Origin of the sequence: Streptococcus sanguinis SK49 (assembly GCF_000212815.1) — a bacterium.
Lineage (GTDB): Bacteria > Bacillota > Bacilli > Lactobacillales > Streptococcaceae > Streptococcus > Streptococcus sanguinis_C.
In genome coordinates this window covers 1,434,327-1,456,364 of the sequence record NZ_GL890985.1, presented here as the reverse complement: position 1 = coordinate 1,456,364, position 22,038 = coordinate 1,434,327, and the positions used below count along the sequence as shown (strand labels likewise).

At 44.0% G+C, this 22,038-nt stretch carries 11 protein-coding genes and 1 pseudogene; 9 read left to right on the top strand and 3 right to left on the bottom strand.

Going from position 1 to position 22,038, the window contains the following annotated elements:
- Positions 1–9: 9 nt before the first annotated feature.
- The 3 genes from HMPREF9380_RS03980 to HMPREF9380_RS03990 are packed head-to-tail and all read left to right on the top strand — an operon-like array spanning position 10 to position 2,406.
- Entirely contained in the window at positions 10–507 is a 498-nt protein-coding gene (locus tag HMPREF9380_RS03980) for a GAF domain-containing protein (RefSeq protein ID WP_032907529.1), read from the top strand.
- On the top strand, positions 507–2,177 hold the full coding sequence (gene dnaX / locus HMPREF9380_RS03985) for a DNA polymerase III subunit gamma/tau (RefSeq protein WP_002933967.1): 1,671 nt from the start codon (positions 507–509) through the stop codon (positions 2,175–2,177). The genes HMPREF9380_RS03980 and dnaX overlap by 1 nt, the downstream gene beginning before the upstream one ends.
- A 37-nt stretch (positions 2,178–2,214) precedes the next feature.
- A complete protein-coding gene (locus HMPREF9380_RS03990; RefSeq protein ID WP_002895701.1) occupies positions 2,215–2,406 on the top strand; it encodes a DUF3272 domain-containing protein in 192 nt (63 codons plus the stop codon).
- A gap of 52 nt (positions 2,407–2,458) precedes the next feature.
- On the opposite strand, the gene birA is transcribed toward HMPREF9380_RS03990, so the two are convergent.
- A complete protein-coding gene (gene birA / locus HMPREF9380_RS03995) occupies positions 2,459–3,394 on the bottom strand; it encodes a bifunctional biotin--[acetyl-CoA-carboxylase] ligase/biotin operon repressor BirA (RefSeq protein ID WP_002933964.1) in 936 nt (311 codons plus the stop codon).
- Positions 3,395–3,410: 16 nt separating this feature from the next.
- Positions 3,411–4,403: a LacI family DNA-binding transcriptional regulator gene (locus HMPREF9380_RS04000; RefSeq protein ID WP_002933963.1), complete on the bottom strand. Its 993-nt coding sequence runs from the start codon at positions 4,401–4,403 to the stop codon at positions 3,411–3,413.
- 204 nt (positions 4,404–4,607) lie between these two features.
- On the opposite strand from HMPREF9380_RS04000, the pseudogene HMPREF9380_RS0111070 reads away from it, so the two are divergent.
- The 6 genes and pseudogenes from HMPREF9380_RS0111070 (at position 4,608) to HMPREF9380_RS04025 (ending at position 20,363) form a co-directional block, all read left to right on the top strand.
- Positions 4,608–5,786, top strand: a pseudogene (locus tag HMPREF9380_RS0111070) (galactokinase).
- A 219-nt stretch (positions 5,787–6,005) separates the two neighbouring features.
- On the top strand, positions 6,006–7,487 hold the full coding sequence (galT, locus tag HMPREF9380_RS04005; RefSeq protein WP_002933957.1) for a UDP-glucose--hexose-1-phosphate uridylyltransferase: 1,482 nt from the start codon (positions 6,006–6,008) through the stop codon (positions 7,485–7,487).
- A gap of 46 nt (positions 7,488–7,533) precedes the next feature.
- Positions 7,534–8,562: a UDP-glucose 4-epimerase GalE gene (gene galE, locus HMPREF9380_RS04010; protein ID WP_002933953.1), complete on the top strand. Its 1,029-nt coding sequence runs from the start codon at positions 7,534–7,536 to the stop codon at positions 8,560–8,562.
- Between the two features lie 178 nt (positions 8,563–8,740).
- On the top strand, positions 8,741–16,381 hold the full coding sequence (locus tag HMPREF9380_RS04015; protein WP_002933948.1) for an SIALI-17 repeat-containing surface protein: 7,641 nt from the start codon (positions 8,741–8,743) through the stop codon (positions 16,379–16,381).
- Between the two features lie 389 nt (positions 16,382–16,770).
- Complete coding sequence (locus tag HMPREF9380_RS04020; RefSeq protein ID WP_002933947.1) at positions 16,771–19,110, top strand: SHIRT domain-containing protein; 2,340 nt, start codon at positions 16,771–16,773, stop codon at positions 19,108–19,110.
- A 215-nt stretch (positions 19,111–19,325) separates the two neighbouring features.
- Positions 19,326–20,363 carry a M42 family metallopeptidase gene (locus tag HMPREF9380_RS04025; RefSeq protein WP_002933946.1) on the top strand — a complete coding sequence of 346 codons (1,038 nt, stop codon included), beginning with the start codon at positions 19,326–19,328 and terminating at the stop codon, positions 20,361–20,363.
- 161 nt (positions 20,364–20,524) lie between these two features.
- Here HMPREF9380_RS04025 and HMPREF9380_RS04030 read toward each other — a convergent pair whose 3' ends face one another.
- A complete protein-coding gene (locus HMPREF9380_RS04030; RefSeq protein WP_002933945.1) occupies positions 20,525–21,991 on the bottom strand; it encodes an alpha-amylase in 1,467 nt (488 codons plus the stop codon).
- Positions 21,992–22,038 lie beyond the last annotated feature (47 nt).

The window sequence follows — 22,038 nt, the reverse complement described above, 5'->3', positions numbered from 1 at the left end:
ATAGACTCTATGAATACAAAAGAAAAAATTTCAAGTTATCAACTTTTACTGGCTCAGCTGGAAGCCTTGTTAGAGGGTGAGACCAATGCTTTGGCAAATTTGTCGAACGCTAGCGCACTTCTCAATCAAGCGCTGCCTAATTCGGTTTTTACTGGTTTCTATCTTTTTGATGGTAATGAGCTAATTTTGGGGCCTTTTCAGGGCGGTGTTTCCTGTGTCCATATTGCCTTAGGCAAGGGTGTATGTGGGGAATCTGCTGAGAAAAAAGAGACGATTATCGTAGATGATGTGACCCAGCATGCCAATTATATCTCTTGTGATAGCCGGGCTAAGAGCGAAATTGTGGTGCCCATGGTAAAAGATGGTCGCCTGCTTGGAGTGCTAGATTTGGACTCAGCCTTGACGGGTGATTATGATAAGGTAGATCAGGAATATCTGGAAAAGTTTGTCCAGATTTTGCTTGAAAAAACGATTTGGAATTTTGAAATGTTTGGAGAAAAAGCCTAATGTATCAAGCTTTATATCGGAAATATCGCAGTCAGACCTTTGGTCAGCTGGTGGGACAGCAAGTAGTGGCTACCACTCTGCGTCAGGCTGTGGAGCAAGGAAAAATCAGCCATGCCTATCTCTTTTCTGGTCCACGTGGAACAGGAAAAACCAGTGTTGCCAAGATTTTTGCCAAGGCTATGAATTGTCCGAATCAAAAGGACGGTGAGCCCTGTAATGACTGCTATATTTGTAAGGCCATTACTGAGGGAAGCCTTGAAGATGTTATCGAAATCGACGCTGCTTCAAATAATGGGGTAGATGAGATTCGTGATATTCGGGACAAATCTACCTATGCGCCTAGTCTCGCTAAGCACAAGGTCTATATCATTGACGAGGTCCACATGCTCTCGACTGGGGCTTTTAACGCCTTGCTCAAGACCTTGGAAGAACCGACAGAAAATGTGGTCTTTATCCTAGCGACGACAGAGCTGCATAAGATTCCGGCGACCATTCTTTCCCGCGTCCAGCGTTTTGAGTTTAAGTCTATCAAGACGCAGGACATTATTGGTCATATTGAGTGGATTTTAGATCAGGAAGGCATTGACTTTGAGCAGGAAGGTGTGCAGATTATTGCTCGCCGAGCTGAAGGCGGTATGCGGGATGCCCTATCTATACTTGACCAGGCTCTTAGCTTAACTCAGGAAAATCGTTTGACTACAGACATTGCCGAAGAAATCACTGGCTCTATCAGCTTAGGAGCCTTGGATGCCTATGTAGCAGCCTTGATTGCTCATGATGCAGTAGCAGCCTTGGATAATCTCAATCTGATTTTTGACAGTGGCAAAAACATGGCCCGTTTTGTGACGGACCTCCTGCAATATCTGCGTGACTTGATTATTGTCAAAACTGGCGGGGAAAATCATCATGCCAGCGAGCTCTTTTTGGAAAATCTCAAGACACCGCAGGACACTCTCTTTGCCATGATAGATATGGCGACCAAGAGTTTGGCAGACATCAAGAACAGCCTGCAGCCCAAGATTTATACAGAAATGATGACCATTCGACTGGCAGAGACTAGCAGCCTTCCTACAGCGCCAGCGATTCCGGATAATCTAGCTGATGAACTTAAGGGATTGAGACAAGAGATAGATAGTCTCAAGCAGCAGCTGGCTAATGGCAATGGGAAACCTGCAGCAGCTGTCAAAACTTCGGATATTCGGCCGCAGAAGTCTAAGGGCTACCGAGCAGACCGCAATAAGGTCAATGCCATCCTAGAAGAGGCTGTTGACAATCCAAGCCTGGCTCGCAGCAATCTGACCAAGCTACAGAATGCTTGGGGTGAGATTATCGAAAGTCTTGCTGGAGCTGATAGGGCCTTGCTGGCAGGCTCGCAGCCAGTGGCCGCCAACGAAAGCCACGCTATCTTAGCTTTTGAGTCTAACTTCAACGCTGAGCAGACCATGAAGCGGTACAATCTCAATACTATGTTTGGTAATATCCTCAGCAATGCGGCAGGATTTTCACCAGAGATTTTGGCTATTTCCTTAGAAGAGTGGACCAAGATTCGGGCGGACTTTTCAGCTCGCAGCCGCAATGGCAAGGCAGAGGCTGAAGAGAAGGAAGAGGAAAGCTTGATTCCAGAGGGATTTGACTTTTTAGCAGAAAAAATTACCATTCAAGAGGATTAAAAAAGATTTTTCTAAGCTTTCATGTTATAATAAATCTATGAACAGACGACAATTTATTGTGATGGCTGTTTTTACGGCCTTAGAAACCTATTTTTTCAATGAATCTATCATGGCAGGGCGCTATTTTATGGCTGCTTTCTGGGCAGTTTTAGTGCTGCGCAATCTGCAGATTTCCTATGTCATGGGGCGGATTGTGGATGAAATTGATAAACATCTAGGACCGAAATAATGAAAACAGGACTGAGCTATGAGACTCAGTCCTTTTGAAATGAAATTTTTGATTACCAACTGGTCAACGAGACTTCGCCGCTATTGAGCCATATTTCCTGACCATCTGTCAGCTGGACTAAAAGTTGCCCGATGTCTGAGATATCCTTGGCCAAACCTTGGTAGTCTACGCCTTTTTGACTAAAGGTCACTTGTCGTCCTAGCACCAAGGAGCGCTGCTTGTAGAGATAGATGAGCTCTTCTGGGTCACTTTCGTAGAAGCATTTCCAAATCTCGGCAATGAGCTCATTGCGACTAATGGCTGGTTTCTCTTCAAAGAGGGAGCCAGCTTTTTCTTTAATCTCAGCTGGAAATTCTTTAATGAAAAAATTAAAGCCAACACCAATGATAACATCAGTGACGAGACCTGTCTCGATAGAAGTTGTGGCCTCGGTCAGGATGCCGGAAATTTTCTTGTTTCGATAGTAAATGTCATTGACCCACTTGATATCAACTTCCATAAGAGTTAGATTTTTCACTGCCTTGTAAATAGCTCCTGCGGTCAAGATAGTATAGGAGGGGAGCTGGTCGAAGGGGAGGTTGGGCTTGAGGTGGAGAGACATGTAAAAGCCGCCCTGGCTGGGGCAGAAGAAGGTACGACCGAAACGGCCACGGCCAGCAGATTGGGCAGCGGCCAGATAGAGAGTGTCGGCAGGGCGTCCGGCCTCCATGCCAGCCTTGGCATCCATCTGAGTGGACTGGCAGTCAGGATTGAAGAAGACCTGAACAGGTGAGTGCGCTTCAATCCAATCAGGAATCAGTAAGTCACCCGCTGTCAATCGATAGCCCCGGTTCTTGACGGATTCGATTTGGATGCCTTCTTTCTCCAGTTTTTGAATGGCCTTCCAAATGGAAGTTCGTGAAATGCCCAATTCTTGAGCTATTTTTTCACCGTTGACATAGTCGTCAGCCTGGCTGAGGATGTCAAAGATTTTTTCATAGGTTTTCATAGGCGGTCTTTCTAACTTAATGGCTGCTTTCTCTTAGTGTCAGCTTGGTAGAGAGCTTGATCATGTAAGGGATGGGACTTTCATCGGTTTTAATCACCTGATCCAGCATCTGCAGAGCTTGCTTGCCCATTTCCTTTGTAAAGACTGTCACAGTGCTGAGAGGTGGATAGACGTATTTGGCAATAGATGTATCATTAAAGGAAATAATTTGGACATCTTGGGGAACAGCTATTCCTGCTTCCTGAAGAGCACGGAGGGCACCGACTGCCAGAGCATCGCTGGCTATGAAGAATGCTTTGGGCATCTGTTCTTTTTGGTGGTCAATCAATTCTTTCATCAGCTGGTAGCCAGACTCTGAGGAGAACTTGCCGACCTTGACATAGGCCGGCTGATAAAGACCTTTTTCACTAAGGTAATGGCAGAAGCAGGCCAAGCGCGGGTCATCAAGACTTATCGTTCCGTCTGCGGTCTCTTCACGTCCAGCAATCATCCCTATTTCTCGAATGCTCTGCTGAAGAAAATGGTCAAGAACATGAATAACGGCATGCTCAAAGTCCGTTGTCACACAGCTGTGGCCTTGGTCGAGCGTATCGCTGTCCACGAAAACCAGGGCAGGACTGTATTGCTCCAGCTCCTTGACTTGCTTGCTGCTGAATTTTCCGATGGCAATGATGCCGTCAATCTGTTCTAGCTGGTTTAGAGAGTCGTTGTTGAAAATACGCACGATATCATAGCTCAGTTCATGGGCTTTCTTTTCAATACCTAAGCGGATGGAGTAGTAGTAAAGATCATCCAGCTCTGTGTACCATTCAACGATAGCGATGCGATGGGTCTGAGGCAAAGTCTTTTTCTGTCTGTTGCTTTTTTTGTAGTTGAGCTGTTCAGCGATATCGAAAATCTTCCTACGCGTCTCATCGCTGACAGACATGGACTTGTCATAATTCAAAACCCGCGAAACAGTTGCGGGAGAAACACCAGCAGCCTGAGCGATATCTTTGATAGTAGCCATTTGATTTGATCCTTTTCAATTTACTGTCTACATAAATTATAACTCAAAAATTAGTAAATAACAAAGAAGAATTTAGTAAATACTTGTCCTATATTTTTTAAGTAAAATTTTACTAAATTTATTGAAGTTTTACTTGAAAATAGTTATAATAAAGATAAGAAAACGATTACAATGTCGATCATTCATTTTAAAGGAGTTTAGCTTATGTCAAACCTAATTTCAGCGGAGCAAGTCCGCGCAGATTTTGCCAAGGTTTTTGGAGTAGAAGCGGACCACACTTTCTTTTCACCCGGTCGGATTAATCTGATTGGTGAGCATACGGACTATAACGGCGGCCATGTTTTTCCTGCGGCAATTTCTCTAGGAACTTATGGAGCGGCTCGCAAGCGGGACGATCAGCTCTTGAGATTCTTCTCAGGGAATTTTGAAGAAAAAGGGATTATTGAAGTGCCGCTGGAAAACCTGCACTTTGAGCCTGAGCATAACTGGACCAACTATCCGAAAGGAGTTCTGCATTTTCTGCAGGAGGCGGGGCATACGATCGATTGAGGCATGGATGTCTATGTTTATGGAAATATTCCCAACGGCTCGGGCTTGTCTTCTTCTGCATCGCTGGAGCTTTTGACGGGTGTCATTGCTGAGAAACTCTTTGATTTGCAGTTGGAACGTTTGGACCTAGTGAAAATCGGTAAATTAACTGAGAATGAATTTATTGGGGTTAATTCTGGCATTATGGACCAGTTTGCTATCGGAATGGGAGCTGACCAGCGGGCTATTTACCTAGACACCAATACTCTTGAATATGACTTGGTGCCGCTTGATCTCAAGGACAATGTCGTAGTGATTATGAATACCAATAAGCGACGTGAGTTGGCGGACTCTAAATACAATGAGCGTCGGGCGGAGTGCGAAAAAGCTGTTGAAGAGCTCAATCGCAAGCTGTCTATCGCTACCTTGGGTGAGTTGGACGAGTGGGCCTTTGATGAGTATAGCTATCTGATTGAGGACGAAAACCGTCTCAAACGGGCTCGCCATGCTGTTTTAGAAAATCAACGCACTTTGCAAGCGCGAGCAGCTTTGCAGGCAGGCGATCTTGACAAATTCGGCCGTCTCATGAATGCGTCCCATGTTTCTTTAGAGCATGACTATGAAGTGACTGGTCTAGAGCTGGACACCTTGGTTCACACAGCCTGGGAGCAAGAAGGTGTTCTGGGGGCTCGTATGACCGGAGCAGGCTTCGGCGGCTGCGCCATTGCTTTAGTTGCTAAGGATGCGGTGGAATTTTTCAAAGAAAATGTCGGCCGCAAGTATCAAGAAGTTGTCGGCTATGCCCCTAGCTTTTACATTGCAGAAGTAGCTGGCGGAAGCCGAGTGCTGGACTAAATCAGAGAAAAGGAACTTGGGTCTGGGACAAAAGTCCTAGCCTCTCAATTGTCTTTGGATTGTCGAGCAAGACGCAGTGGTTGAGTGGGCTCTATTACGCTGATTTCATCAGCTTTTACAGCCCTAATCAACTGTGCGGAGGTGGGACGACGAAATCGAATTCTAACGAATTACCGATTTCTGTCCCACTCTCTTTACTAGCAAAAGAAAGGAAGATCTATGTCCAAGAAGTTACTGGATGCTTTTGTATCAGCAGTGATTAACAATAGCACTTTTGAGGAAATGGACACCATCTATCTGAGCAATCGTGTCATGGCTTTAGTCGGAGAGGCAGTGGCAGAGCAGGAAACAGAGGCTGAGCAGCTAATTGACCTTAAGGATGACTTGGTAGCCGTAGCTGTGAAGAATGGGAAGATTGGTGATACTCTGGCTGAGCAGGATATACTGGGAGCTGAGCTCATGGACTTGATTACACCAGCTCCTAGCCAGCTCAATCGGGACTTCTGGACGACTTATACCTCAAGTCCTCAGCAAGCTGTGGCTGATTTTTACCAGCTTAGTCAAAAGAATGACTATATCAAGGTCAAGGCTATTGCTAAAAACATTGCTTTCAAATCGCCAACTGAATATGGAGATTTGGAAATCACCATCAATCTCTCTAAGCCAGAAAAGGATCCCAAGGAAATTGCGGCAGCTAAAAAGGCAAAAAACAGCAATTATCCAGCCTGCCAACTCTGCATGGAAAACGAAGGCTACCAAGGTCGCTTGGACCACCCAGCTCGCGCCAATCATCGGATTATCCGCTTTGACTTGGCTGGACAGGAGTGGGGTTTTCAGTATTCGCCCTATGCCTACTTTAATGAACATTGCATATTTCTGCACAGTCAGCACCTTCCTATGGCGATTAGCCGGCTGACCTTTGAGCGCCTGCTGGACATCGTTGAGACCTTTCCAGGCTATTTCGCAGGTTCTAACGCCGACCTGCCTATTGTCGGCGGCTCTATCCTGACCCACGACCACTATCAGGGCGGACGTCATACCTTCCCTATGGAAATGGCAGAGCTGGATTGCAGCTTTACTTTTAGCGGATTTGAAGAGGTGGAAGCAGGTATTGTCAAGTGGCCCATGTCTGTCATTCGTCTGAGGTCTGAGAAGAAAGAACTCTTGATTGAGTTGGCTGACAAGATCTTGCAAGTTTGGCGGACTTATTCTGACCCGAGTGTGCAGGTATTGGCAGAGTCTGAGGGTGAGCTGCACCATACCATCACACCGATTGCCCGCAGGAAAGATGGATCTTTTGAGCTGGACTTGGTCTTGCGGGACAATCAAACATCCCCAGAACATCCGGACGGTATTTATCACCCTCATAGGGATGTGCAGCATATTAAGAAAGAAAATATCGGTCTGATTGAGGTTATGGGACTGGCTATTCTGCCGCCTCGGCTCAAGGAAGAACTCAAGCAGGTGGAACTGTTTCTGCTGGGAGAAGACTGTCAGGTCGCGGCCTATCATCAGGAGTGGGCCAATCAACTCAAAGACCAGAATCTAGATGTTTCCGCTGAGATGGTGGAAGGAGTAGTTCAGGCCTCGGTTGGACAAATTTTCAGCCGAGTACTGGAAGATGCGGGAGTTTACAAGCGAACAGAGGAAGGGCAGGAGGCTTTCATGCGCTTCGTCCAATCCGTCGGCATCCAGCCCTAGGAAATGTGTTATAATGAAACTATCGTAACAGGGAAAGGAAGGTTTTATGGCAATTTTAGTATTAGGTGGGGCTGGCTATATCGGCTCGCACATGGTAGACCGTCTGGTAGCAGCAGGCAAGGAAGAGGTAGTCGTCGTTGATAATTTGGTGACTGGCCATCGGGCAGCCGTCCATCCGCAAGCAGTCTTTTATGAGGGGGATTTGGCGGATAAGGACTTTATGCGTGGCGTTTTTGCCAAACATCCATCCATCGATGCAGTCATTCACTTTGCCGCCTTTTCACTGGTCGCAGAGTCAATGGCGGACCCGCTCAAGTATTTTGACAATAACACGGCCGGCATGGTTTCTCTTTTGGAGGTCATGCAGGAATGCGGCGTTAAAAACATCGTCTTTTCTTCGACTGCGGCGACTTATGGCATTCCTGAGGAAGTGCCGATTCTGGAAACGACTCCTCAAAAGCCGATTAATCCTTATGGTGAGAGCAAGCTTATGATGGAGACTATTATGCGCTGGGCAGACCAGGCCTACGGCATCAAGTTTGTAGCCCTGCGTTATTTCAATGTGGCCGGTGCCAAGCCCGACGGCTCAATCGGCGAGGACCACGGACCTGAAACCCATCTGCTGCCCATTGTGCTTCAAGTGGCTCAGGGCAAACGTGAGAAGATTGCTGTCTTTGGCGATGATTACGATACTCCAGACGGCACCAATGTCCGCGATTATGTCTACCCTTTCGACTTGGCTGACGCCCATATTTTGGCTGTTGAGCATCTGCGTGCTGGACAGCCTTCAGATGCCTTTAACCTTGGCTCTTCGACTGGTTTTTCCAACCTTCAGATTGTAGAAGCCGCCCGAAAGGTGACCGGACATCCTATTCCTTTGGAAATAGCAGAGCGGCGCCCAGGGGATCCGGATACGCTGATTGCTTCCTCTGAGAAAGCAAGAAATGTTCTGGGTTGGCAGCCGAAATTTGACAATATCGAAACCATTATCGAAACCGCTTGGAAATGGCATTTCAGTCATCCAAATGGCTATGATGATAATAAAGATATGTTACTTTCTTTATTTGTTAAGTAAGTTTCGCTTTCATTTTATGTCTTTACCTTTCTAGATTGTATCTATTGCTTAAGTTGTGTTAGTTTTGAACGGGTTGACAATTTGTAAAAAATATATTTATTTTTGAGCAAAAATTTTGAAAAATCTTAAGACTTTCAGTATTATAAAGAGGTTAGAAAATATAATGTAAAGGGATTTTATGAAAAAAGATTTTTGGGGACGCGATATTTATCGCTTTTCATTTCGTAAGCTATCGATTGGTCTAGTTTCAGCTGCAATCGGTTGCCTTTTTTTGCTATTCTCAGCAGGTAATGGTATTCAGTCTGTCCATGCACAGGATTTTGCTAAAGATGAATCTATTCAAATTCAGTACAAATATGTAACAGAATCGGAATTGACTCGTGAAGAACAAGAATCAGTAATTAAAGAAGTGCCAAGATTTGTTGAGGAAAACTCTGATACTTATTATTTGGTCTACCGACCAAAAACTCATAATATTGGAGTATTGCCTCACACAGGTTTTTCAGGAGATTTGGAAACTGTTCTGTCCGTTTCTGGAGTAGCATTGGTCATTCTTGTTATTCGAAAAAAACGTTTAGGTAAGCATCATTTAGCTGCTCTACTTATGATAACTAGTTTTGGTACATCTTTGTTAGCTCCAACGGTTCTTGCTGTTACTAATATTCAGTTGGCTTCTTATAATCAAAGTCTTAATCTAGGAATCGGTAATCATTTACCAAGTCCTTTGTCTATTGAAGGGTTTGAATATATTGGGTATTTAAAAAATAATCGCATTCTTCCCCAGACAATGGGCGGTTCACGTCTTTTTGAAGATCATTTAAACCTAAAATTCACTAATAATAATTTGAGCTTGCAACCAAAAGATAGAGCTCTAAAGCCAGCAATTACTAGCCAGAAAACAGGTAGAAATCTAGAAAAATCACAAGATGATATAAGTCGTAACGATGACGGCGAAAATGGTTTTGATGTTCAAATCTCAGATACAATTGGGACTGAAGTAGTTGCTTACCAAACTCTCTATCAAGAAACAGATGAATTATTGGAGGGGCAAACAAAGGTTTTTCAAACAGGAGTAGCGGGAAGTAGAAAAGTAGTAACTAGAAATTACTATAGAAACAATAAAAATACTCAGGATCTTTTTAAAAGTGAAGTAATTTCAGATCAACTGTTAATAAAACCTGTTGATGAGATTGTCTTAGTTGGAACTGGTAAAGTTCAAAAAAATGTACAAAAGGATCAAGTCGTTTCTCAAACTACTCAAATAGCACCAGTGCATGAAGTACCAGAAGCAAGTAACTATGGCACTACTCCAGACACGGCACCGGTACATGAAGTACCAGAATCAACTAACTACGGTACTACTCCAGACACGGCACCGGTGCATGAAGTACCAGAATCAACTAACTACGGTACTACTCCAGACACAGCACCAGTGCATGAAGTACCAGAATCAACTAACTACGGCACTACTCCAGACACAGCACCAGTGCATGAAGTACCAGAATCAACTAATTACGGCACTACTCCAGACACGGCACCAGTGCATGAAGTACCAGAATTAGAACTGACTACGGCGAATGAAATAAGAAGGGAAAAAATAGATTTTTCCACCGAAGAACAGTATACAGACGAAATTCCAGAAGGCAACCGTCAAATCGCAACTCCAGGAGTCCAGGGTGAGCGAACAATCAAGACTCGTGTCTATAGTTCCAACGGACAAGAAATCGACCGCCAAGAGTTGTCCAATGAAGAAACCTTGGCTCCAGTAACACAAGTTGTTAAAGTCGGAACTGCTAAGCCAACCATGGTACCAGATGATGCGCCAAAAGCAGACGCTTTGCCAGAGTACCAGTTGACTTATGCCGATGAAACTCGCGTAGAGAAAGTAGCTTTCAACATCGAGGAACAATATACCGATGAGTTGCCACAGGACGCCCGTCAAATCGCAACACCGGGAGTTCAAGGCGAGCGGACCATCAAGACTCGTGTTTACAGCTCCAATGGTCAAGAAGTTGGCCGCCAGGAGTTATCGAATGAGGAGACTCTCGCTCCAGTGACGCAAGTTGTCAAAGTCGGAACAGCTAAGTCGCATATGGTACCGAACGATGCGCCAAAAGCAGACACTTTGCCAGAGTATCCGCTGACTTACACAGACGAAACCCGCGTAGAAAAAATCAACTTCAGCATTCGAGAAGAAGAAACGGACGAACTTGTTCGAGATGCTCGCCAAATCGCAACACCGGGTGTCCAAGGCGAGCGAACCATCAAGACCCGTATCTACAGTTCCAACGGTCAAGAAGTTGACCGTCAAGAGTTGTCCAATGAGGAAACTCTCACTCCAGTAACACAAATTGTCAAAGTTGGCACGGCTAAGCCGAACATGGTACCGAACGATGCACCGAAAGCAGAGGCATTGCCAGAATACCCGTTGACTTATGCCGATGAAACTCGCGTAGAGAAAGTAGCTTTCAACATCGAGGAACAATATACCGATGAGTTGCCACAGGACGCCCGTCAAATCGCAACTCCGGGAGTTCAAGGTGAGCGAACCATCAAGACTCGTGTCTATAGCTCCAACGGTCAGGAAATCGATCGTCAAGAACTATCTAATGAAGAGACTCTAGCGCCAGTAACGCAAGTTGTAAAAGTTGGTACTGCTAAGCCGAACATGGTACCAGGTGATGCACCAAAAGCAGATGCTTTGCCAGAGTATCCACTGACTTACACGGATGAAACGCGTGTTGAGAAGATTAACTTCTCTATTCGTGAAGAAGAAACGGACGTGCTTGTACGAGACGCCCGTCAAATCGCAACCCCGGGTGTCCAAGGCGAACGGACCATCAAGACTCGTGTCTATAGCTCCAACGGTCAGGAAATCGATCGTAAAGAACTATCTAATAAAGAGACTCTAGCGCCAGTAACACAAATTGTTAAAGTCGGCACGGCTAAGCCAAATATGGTGCCAAGCGATGCACCAAAAGCAGACGCATTGCCAGAGTATCCGCTAACTTACACGGATGAAACTCGAGTGGAGAAAATAAACTTCACAATTCGTGAAGAAGAAACGGACGAACTTGTTCGAGATGCTCGCCAAATTGCGACTCCAGGAGTGCAAGGCGAGCGAACAATCAAGACTCGTGTATACAGCTCCAATGGTCAAGAAGTTGACCGCCAGGAGTTATCGAATGAGGAGACTCTAGTTCCAGTAACGCAAGTTGTCAAAGTCGGTACGGCTAAGCCAAGCATGGTGCCAAGTGAAGCACCGAAAGCAGAAGCTTTAGAAGAATTCGATTTAATTCCACTGCATAATCTATTAGCGGAAGCGGATCAGATTAAAGCTCAGGCACGTTATTTCAACGATAGTCAGAGCCATCAATCTAGCTATGATACTGCTTTGACAGCAGGTCAAGCGCTTCTAAGTCAATCAAACGCTAGCCAAGCAGAAGTTAACCAACTGGTGGGGCAAATCAATCAAGCTAAAGCTCAGTTAAGCGGCCTTGAGGTTGTAAAAACGGCTCTTCAAAATGAATACGATTTAAATCCAACCATTAAAACAACTGCTAAATATAAGAATGCAGATTCAGATAAGCAGACAGCTTATACTGACGAATTGACTAAGGCAGAAGGAGTTCTGAGCAATCAAACTGCTACTCAAGTGCAGGTCAATCAAGCTTTTGCTAGCCTGACAGCAGCTAAAGATGCTCTAAATGGAGTGCCTAAAGTCAAGCCAACGGTTTCCATTCTAAGTCTGACAGAAAATGCAGATGACAAGTCGGTTACAGTCCAATATAGATTAGAAGACCAGACCCAGTCCTTCCGCTCAGCGACTGCTGAATTGTACCAGGGAGATCAGCTCGTCCGAACTCTTCCGATTACCAATTTCGCAGGAAGTCTGAAGATTGGCGACTTAGACTACTATACAGGCTATACCCTGAAAACCAAGCTTACTTATGAACTGGATAATGGCAGCTTCACAGATCTTGAAACGGACAGCCGCAATTTTGAATTAGAATACAAGAAGATTGCCTTCCGAGATATTGATTCGGCCGAGTTTTACAGAAAAGAAAACGACCAGTTTAAGCGCGTCGTGTCCATGAACTCTATGCCTACGGATCTGTCTACCTACTTCGTCAAAGTCAAATCAAGTGAATCTAAGGAAATGCTCCTGCCGGTTCACAGCATAGCGGAAAGTCATAAGGATGGCAGGGACGTCTATAAGGTGACCGTTTCTCTGCCTGAGCTGGTCCAAGAAGGTGAGACAGGCTATAAGTCTGGCTATGACTTCTATATCAGTAAGGCAGTCCCTAGTCAACAAAATGTCTACACTAGCTTTGCTGGTTTGATAGATGCCATGAAGCAAAATATGGCTGGCAACTATGTTCTGGGAGCAGATTTGGATGCAAGCGAAGTTAGTCTGGCACCTGCGGACTATGTCTACCTCAAAGGGAACTTCACAGGCAGTCTGACAGGTAACCATAATGGCAAGCAGTACGCGATTTATAATCTAGCCAAGCCTTTATTTGAAAATCTCAAGAGTGGTTCCTCTGTTTCTAATCTGGACCTGAAAGAGGTCAATATTGTAGGCACCTATGATTCAGCTGCCCTGGCCCGCAATGCAGAAAATGCTCGAATTACAGACCTTTCTGTCCAAGGTAGAGTAGAAGTGAAAGAAAATGCTTCACAGGTAGCAGGTTTGGTCGTTATTGCTAACAATACCCAAATTACCAATAGCTCCTTTACTGGAACTATCGTGTCAAATGATAAACAGGGCAAAGAATACAATGTCGGTGGTTTGGTTGCCAATCTTAAGGGAGGAAACTCCTTGATTAGTCAAAGCAGGGCAGATGTGACCATTCTAGCTGGTGCTAGAGTCAACAACCAACGCTTCGGTGGTCTGGTTGGCCGTTTGGAAAGCAATGCCCGCATCAGCCGCTCTTATGTAGCTGGAAAGATTCAAAACTCTACTAAGAACGGTCAGATTGGTGGTGTGGTTGGTTCCAATTACTTCAATGGCTTGATTGATAATGTTATCAGTAACGTCAGTGGTACAAATGTTTACAGTATTTCTGGCGATCAGGGATATGAGAACAACCGTATCACAGAAGCTTATGCCGTTGAAGGAAATAAAACACTGGAAAATGACAAGTTTGTCACTTCAACATTAACTCTGAACGAGGCAGAAGAGAAGCTGGCTGACCTAGACATTACGACCACGCTAGAAGACACGAATCTCAACCTTTATTCTGTCAACTATGCCCAGGAAAAGAATGCTCGAGAAGACCGTCTGATAGCTTATGCTAACATGGAAAAACTCCTTCCATTCTACAATAAGGAGACCATCGTTGCCTATGGAAATAAACTTCCAGATAATCACAAGCTCAATACGGAGTACTTACTGGATGCTGTTCCAATGAAAGGTGACCAGATTATCACTGATATCAATAGCAACAAGACCGGAATTAACCGTCTGATGCTGCACTTTGAGGATAATACGGTTGACTACCTGGATCTGACCTATAAGGGAGATTTCAAATATAAGGCAATTGCAGAGTACAGTGTAAACGGCTTAGACCTCCTTTATACGCCAGAAGCTTTCCTATCAGACTACAGCAGGATTCTCAATCAAGTGCTGCCAGAGTTGAACAAGGTTGTCCTTGACTCCCCCGCTATGCGAACTGTTTTAGGCGTGAATGCTGACACTTCTCTGGATGATCTCTATCTGGATACAGCCTTTGACCAAGTCAAGACCAAGCTGTCAGAAGAGTTGCGCAAAGTTCTGGCTATGGACAAGTCCATCAATACTGAAGGCGATGTCGTGGCTGACTATGTAGCTCAGAAGATTACAGCCAATAAGGAAGCCTTCCTGCTCGGTCTGACCTATCTTAACCGTTGGTATAATATCAACTATGACAATATCAATGTCAAGGATTTGTCGGCCTATAAGTTTGACTTCTTTGGAAATCATAACGCTTCAACGCTAGATACCATTATTTCACTAGGTCAGTCAGGCTTTAATAATCTTAAAGCCAAGAACAACTATATGGCTTATGATACCTCGCTCTCTGAAGCGACTGGTAAACGAGGGCTCTTTAACTACCTGGAAGGCTATCGTCAGCTCTTCCTGCCGGACAAGAGCAATAATGAATGGCTCAAGACCAATACAAAAGCCTACATCGTTGAGGCCAAGTCGGATGTGCCAGAAGCGAGACAGCTTCAGGATGCAGCCGAGGGCAAGAGCAAGTATTCTGTCGGCGTTTATGATAAGATTACTGCTGATAATTGGGAACACAAGGGCATGCTCCTGCCGCTCTTGACCATGACTGAGAAGGGTGTCTATGCTATTTCCAATATGTCTACCATCTCTATGGGAGCTTATGATCGCTATCGCCTTGATGCCAATGGCAGGGTTCGGACAGATGCAGAGCTAGCTGAATATGTCGAAGACCGAGTGAGAAAAACAGCTGAATACCAGCGCGATCATTATGACTTCTGGTATAAGATTCTAAACGATGAAAGCAAGGACAAGCTCTTCCGTTCTGTTCTGGTTTACGATGGATTCTCATTGGTTGACAAGGATGGTAAAAGATATTGGGCTCCAGCTAATGACAAGAAATCACTGGCTATGCAGGAGTTCTTTGGACCAGCTGGCAAGTGGTATCCAAGTAAGGGCTACAATGCATACGCTACAGGAAGTGTAACCCACTTTGATGCTGCTCGCTTGTTAGAAGACTATGGTAACTCTGTCTACACGCATGAGATGACCCATAATTCTGACGGTGGTATCTACTTTGAAGGCAATGGCCGTCGCGAAGGTCTGGGAGCTGAGCTTTATGCTCGCGGACTCTTGCAGTCTACTCCAAGTGCTGATGAGGCAACTATTACGCTCAATACCCTATTCAAGGTTGACAAGGATTCTAAAACGCGCCTACACACATATAACTTCAAGGAACGCGTTCAAAATGCAGAAGATCTACAGCACTATGTCCATGGTATGTTTGACATGATCTACACGCTAGATTACCTAGAAGGTACTTCTATGCTCAAACAAAGTGATGACGCTAAGCTCCAGTGGTTCAGGAAGATGGAGAATTACTACGTTACTGATAAGTATGGTAAGGAAACCCACGCTGGTAACCAGACACGAAGCTTTACTGCTGAGGAAATCAAGCAGCTGAAAACCTTTAACTCCCTGATTGAAAATGATGTTATCACTCGTCGGGAGAACAAGGATAGTGGGAAATATGGCCGAAATGGCTACCTCAGTCTCAGCCTCTTCTCACCAATCTACTCAGCCTTGAGCAATCCAAATGGAGCGCCAGGCGATGTTATGTTCCGTCGTACAGCTTATGAGTTGCTGGCAGCCAAGGGTTACCATGAAGGATTTATCCCTCATGTTTCTGGTAAGTACTCTAAGGAAGCCTTCGATGAAGGTAAGAAAACTTGGGATGGATGGTCCGGAAGAGATGTTGGTCTCGTGACTGACCAGAAAGTCTTGGAAAATGTATTCAAGGGTGAATATGACTCCTGGGTAGCCTTCAAGAAGGCCATGTACCAAGAGCGGATTGATCAGCTGACCAAGCTTAAACCAATCACCATTGAGTACGAGCTTAGAAATCCAAACAGTACTCAGAAAGTAACCATTCGCTCTTATGAAGAGATGCAGAAGCTGATGGACGACGCAGTAGCAGAGGATGTACGCAACATTACCAATGCAACTAGCCGTGTTGATGCTAGCTGGGTCAACCTGCTCAAGAAGAAGATTTATAATGCTTATCTTCGTGAGACAGACGACTTCAGACAATCAATCTTTAATAAGTAAGAGACAAAATGTTTTTCAGAAATACATTTAAAAATATCTAGACTATAAAAAGTCTAGGTATTTTTTCTGCCATTTATTTCTAATATATCAATAAAAATCCATCCGAGTCTGAATAAAACAATTTTTTGTGACTTTTTTGTAACGATAGTAGACAAAGAATAGAAAATTCTAGTATAAATAATAGTTTACAAGGAGTCAAGTATAATATTTTGTGTTATAATTGATATGTATATGTCACATTTGCTTATCATATACGAGTGCTATCATTTTTAGTTTGGTAATAAATCTTGATTTAGAATCGGGTGAAAATGAGGGGGTAGACAGGTGATGGTGTGCCTGCCAGCATTTGTCTAAAATAAAATATAAAAAGAAGGAGGACCGCATTCAAGGTGAAACAAACTTATCATAAAGTGTCTCATGCTCTGATGACTTTACTGCTTTTGGTATCAACCTTTCTTCCCTTGTTAAGCTCAAGTCCTAGGGTTTCTGCTGCAGAGTTAGGTGAAAGTGATTATCAGCTAACTACAGATGTCACTATTAATACTAATCCTTTAAAGGATACAGGCTACGGTGAAGGTAAATTTTACATTGCTCCGACCTATACATTTGCGGATAGCAAAGTATTAAATAATGGTGATACTTTGGTTTACCATGTTCCATCACAGTTCAAAATTGAGCGAACTTTGGAGGAAAACATAAGCGCACCGGATGGCACTGTTGTTGCTAAGTTGGTGACAGATCCTGTTTCCAATACAGCAAATATTACTGTCACAAATGCTGAGTATTATGCGAAAATGCCTGATGCCAAGCGTATTCAATCCTCTTTCACAGTGGTTTGGGCTGATGATATGCCTTATGACCAAGAGAGAGAAGTAAACTTTCCGGGTGCTAGAACCTACAGGCTGAAGCGCATCAAAGTTGATGAAGAGCCTCAGGGGTATTCCAAATGGGGAGTTCAGGATTCTAAGGATCCTAACTATGTCAACTGGCGTATCCGTGTCAATCGTGATGTCCAAAATTTTGGTCAAGTTGTCATTGAGGACGCTATTCCAGAAGACCAAGAGTTGGATGAAGATACAGGGATTACAGGTTACTACTTTACTGAGTGGGAAGGTGTTTCCGGCACACGTCAATCCTTTAACCCAAGTGATGTTGTGACAATTACAGATTCTAATCATTTCTCAGTTAATGCTGGGGAATTGAATGGAAGAGGTATTTATGTTATTTATCGGACTCGTTTGACGAAGCCAGTTGATAAGGTGACCAAAAAAGCCTTTAACGATGTAACCGTTACGTCTAATGGACAAAAGATGCCGGAATTAGTATCACGTCCATTTGCACCTTTGACAACTCTTGATGGTGTTGGTGAAGGTAGTCGTTCTGATGAAGTTATCTTCAAAGTCAAAAAGGAATTGACTGGTCGCAATTTGGCAGATGGTGAATTTACTTTTGATTTGATCAATAAGGATGACAACGACAAAGTTATTCAAACAGTAACAAACAAAGACGGTGCCGTAACCTTTAATAAACTTCGTTTCAAAAGTGAGGGAACCTTTAACTATGTCATTCGTGAAAGAGCAAGCAATCTGCCAGGTGTGACAAACGATGTCAATTCAGACATCAATGTTACTGTTACTGTAACAGACAACAAGGGCGTTAAGACAGCAACTGTTGCCTATGACCGTGATGCTTTCACCAATACATACAAGTTAGAGCCAGCGACTGCAGCAATTACCGCTAAGAAAGTTCTGGATGGTAAAGCACTTGAAGCTGGTAAGTACACTTTCAAGCTGACTGAGGTTGGCGGAAATAACGTGGAACATCAAACAACAAATGACGCCAATGGTAATATCAATTTTCCTGAAATCAACTATGATAAAGAGGGGACTTATACCTACAAGCTGAAAGAAGTAGCTGGAAGTGAAGCTGGAGTGACATACGACAGTACAGAACATACTGTGACTGTCACAGTGACTGAAAACAACGCTAAATTGGAAGCTGCTGTTACAGACAACAATCCAACATTCACCAACAGTTATAAAGACTATGGTGTCAGCTATGAGTTTCTCAGCTCTAACCCAGCCTATCCAAACCTGCCAAAAGAAGTGACGGATTTGCTTCCAGCAGATACTAATCGCTACACTAGTGGTACTAATGTAGACGCTAAGCAGCCTGCTAAAATAAGTGTGACAGTTACTGAAGGCACATGGACTTTCGAAGGCTATGCAGAAACGAATGCACAGACAGTTGCGGATAAGGACCTTAAATTTACCGGTAAATGGAATTTCACTCCAGCGCCGAAATATAAGGTGACGTATGAATTTGTAAGCGCAGATCCGAATCGCACCTTACCAGCAGAGGTAACAGAATGGTTGCCGACCGATGCCAATGAATACACAGATGGTACTGCTGTTCAAGCGGTTCAGCCAGCCAAGAAAACTGTTGAAGCAACTGATGGTACTTGGAAATTCCTCAAATATGACGCAGATAGTAAAACTATTGCAGGCTCAGATGTCAAATTTACAGGCACATGGACATTTGAAGCGAATCGTCCTAAAGATCCGGATAAGACTCCGAGTCCCTCAAGTTCAAAAGATGTTCCTATACCGTCAACTAGCAAAAAAGTTTTACCGAAAACTGGTAGTGAAACTTCTAACTTTGCGATGGCAGCAGGATTTGCACTGATTCTTTTATCAGCTCTTGTCTATCGTTTCAAAAAAGCTAATTAATATTAGCCAGACGAATCATCTCAGCTTGCTGAGATGATTTTTTCTTTTCTTTTATTTGTACCTAGTTGATTTTAGCTTTTTTACGAGGAAGAATAGAAACGAAATAATAGAAGTAGAGATATCATCATTTCTCAAAATCATTAAAAGCCTGCTGAAAAACTACTAGCTCTATCTTTCTTTATGCTATAATAAAGAAAAACGATGAGGAGACATTCATGAATCAAACTGTTCAATATTTGCAAGAATTAACGGCTATTCCTTCCCCAACAGGCTTTACTGCTGAGGTGACAGACTATCTAGTGAAAACACTGGAAAAAATGGGCTATGAGCCTGTCCTGACCAATAAAGGTGGCGTCCATGTTGTGGTTAAGGGTGAAAATGATACCCAGCATCGGGTAGTGACTGCGCTTGTGGATACACTGGGAGCTATTGTTCGGGCTATTAAGTCTGACGGTCGTCTCAAGCTGGATCGGATTGGCGGTTTCCCTTGGAACATGATTGAAGGCGAAAACTGTTTAGTCCATGTGGCAAGTAGCGGTAAGACTATCAGTGGGACTATTTTGGTTCACCAGACATCTTGCCATGTCTATAAGGATGCTGGGACGGTTGAGCGTACTCAGGACAATATGGAAGTCCGCTTGGATGAAAAGGTGACAAGTGAGAAAGAAACGCGAGATTTAGGAATCGAAGTCGGTGATTTTATTTCTTTTGATCCTCGTACTACAGTTACCGAGTCAGGCTTTATCAAGTCTCGCTTTCTGGATGACAAGGTCAGCGCAGCTATTTTGCTCAATCTTTTGCGCGTTTATAAAGAGGAAAATATTCAGCTACCAGTGACGACTCATTTTGCTTTCAGTGTTTTTGAGGAAGTCGGTCATGGGGCTAACTCCAGCCTGCCGGCGCAAGCGGTAGAGTATTTAGCAGTTGATATGGGAGCTATGGGCGACGACCAGCAGACAGATGAGTATACGGTTTCCATCTGTGTCAAGGATGCATCAGGACCTTATCACTATGGCTTCCGCCAGCATTTAGTAAATTTGGCCAAGGAGCAAGACATTCCTTATAAACTGGACATCTATCCATTTTACGGGTCAGACGCCTCTGCAGCTATGAGTGCAGGAGCAGAAGTCAAGCATGCTCTGCTAGGTGCCGGCATCGAATCCAGCCACTCTTATGAACGTACCCATATTGATTCAGTTGTTGCGACAGAACGTATGGTGGATGCATATCTAAGGAGTGGCTTAGTTGAGTAGGTGAACTTCATTCTATCTTATTGGCGAGGATTTTTATGTAATGTCAATTCTATAGAAAATAGGAGCTCTTCCTCAGCTAATCTCAAAGGCTAGAAACTTAAAAACCGATTCGTCAGTGCACTGCGAATCGGTTTTTAGTTTGTTATATGTAAGAAAATTGATTACCTAACACTCCAGACACTTACTGATTTTTCCTCCACAGGAAATTCTCCCCAGCCTTGGTCGTCAATAGTTACGATTTGGGAGCTGTTGCCTAGATAGTCGCTGAATTCTCTGCCAGCCCATTCTGGACCGACAAGCATGGATTTGCTGGCTGCTTGGTCATTACTGATAAGGACAGCGATTGGCAGACCATCGTCCATACCTTGGCGGGTCCAGCCGATACAGTTGGCATCGTCCAAGTAGTCGGTTTGCTCGCCATAGGCAAGATTGAGGCGGATGTCTAGGAGCTTATCTAGCACATCCTGAAAACTTTCTTGAGCAAATTCTCCGCTAATGCCATAGTAGTCTCCGTAAAAGACGCAGGGCAATCCAGCCTCTCGCAAAAGTATAAGAGCATAGGCAGCTGGTTTGAACCATTCTTCAACTGTAGACTCTAAAGCCTGACCTCTCTGAGTATCGTGATTGTCTACAAAGGTCACAGCTGATTCGGGGTGATTTTTTGCAAGTGTTTGGTCAAAAATAGTTCGTAGGTCATAGTCTGCTCCAGATTTGCTGGCATCAAATAAATTATGATGAAGTTTAACATCGACTAGATCAAAGCGGTAGTCAATATTTTCTAGATAATCGTTATTGGCCTTCTCATCGCTATTCCAAAATTCCCCAAAGACATAGAAATCTTCACCGTATTTTTCAGTAATATCGCGGATGAAATTCTTCATAAAGAAAGAATCGATGTGCTTGACAGCATCTAAGCGAAATCCATGTACACCAGTGCTTTCAATGAACCAATGAGCCCAGTCGTATAGATTTTGGATGACTTCAGGGTGCTTGAAATCAATATCCGCATACATCAGATAGTCGTAGTTACCATTCTCGTTGTCCACCAGCTCATCATCTGCCCAACCTTTATTGTCCCCTTGGATGAGAAAAATACCTGACTTGTTGTTTTTGGCATCATAGTCAGTACCGGTGAAGTGGTACCAGTGCCATTCAAAGTCATTATAGGCTTTTTTGCGGCCTGGGAAGACAAACTTAGTCCAGCCTTTGATTTCGAAAGGTTCTGACAAGACCTTTGTGCGGTCGTTAGGATCAACTTCAACAACGGTAAAGCGCTCTTTATAGTCTGCTGCGGCCTTGTGATTGAGAACCACATCAGCAATAGCTTCGATACCGTTCTGGCTAAGTGCTTCAATCGCTCGGAGGTATTCTTCTTTCAATCCATACTTGGTGCGGACGGTCCCTTTTTGGTCGAATTCTCCCAAATCAAAAAGGTCGTATACACCATAGCCAACGTCATTAGAGCCAGTTCCTTTGAAAGCTGGCGGCATCCAGACTTTGCGAATTCCTTTCGCTGCTAAGTTTGGTGCATCTTCCGCCAAGCGATTCCAATGCTGACCATCATCTGGCAGATACCATTCAAAATACTGCATTAAGGTTTGATTTTCCATATAAATTTTCCTCTTCATTCTCACTGATTGGCTTTATTGTACCAAAAGAAGCAGAAAGGCGCAAT

Excerpts from the sequence above, each read along its gene's own strand:
- birA (WP_002933964.1), bottom strand. The coding sequence starts at position 3,394 with ATGAAAACCTATGAAAAAATCTTTGACATCCTCAGCCAGGCTGACGAC.
- galE (WP_002933953.1), top strand. The coding sequence starts at position 7,534 with ATGGCAATTTTAGTATTAGGTGGGGCTGGCTATATCGGCTCGCACATG.
- dnaX (WP_002933967.1), top strand. The coding sequence starts at position 507 with ATGTATCAAGCTTTATATCGGAAATATCGCAGTCAGACCTTTGGTCAG.
- HMPREF9380_RS04000 (WP_002933963.1), bottom strand. The coding sequence starts at position 4,403 with ATGGCTACTATCAAAGATATCGCTCAGGCTGCTGGTGTTTCTCCCGCA.
- HMPREF9380_RS04015 (WP_002933948.1), top strand. The coding sequence starts at position 8,741 with ATGAAAAAAGATTTTTGGGGACGCGATATTTATCGCTTTTCATTTCGT.
- HMPREF9380_RS03990 (WP_002895701.1), top strand. The coding sequence starts at position 2,215 with ATGAACAGACGACAATTTATTGTGATGGCTGTTTTTACGGCCTTAGAA.
- HMPREF9380_RS03980 (WP_032907529.1), top strand. The coding sequence starts at position 10 with ATGAATACAAAAGAAAAAATTTCAAGTTATCAACTTTTACTGGCTCAG.
- galT (WP_002933957.1), top strand. The coding sequence starts at position 6,006 with ATGTCCAAGAAGTTACTGGATGCTTTTGTATCAGCAGTGATTAACAAT.
- HMPREF9380_RS04025 (WP_002933946.1), top strand. The coding sequence starts at position 19,326 with ATGAATCAAACTGTTCAATATTTGCAAGAATTAACGGCTATTCCTTCC.
- HMPREF9380_RS04030 (WP_002933945.1), bottom strand. The coding sequence starts at position 21,991 with ATGAAGAGGAAAATTTATATGGAAAATCAAACCTTAATGCAGTATTTT.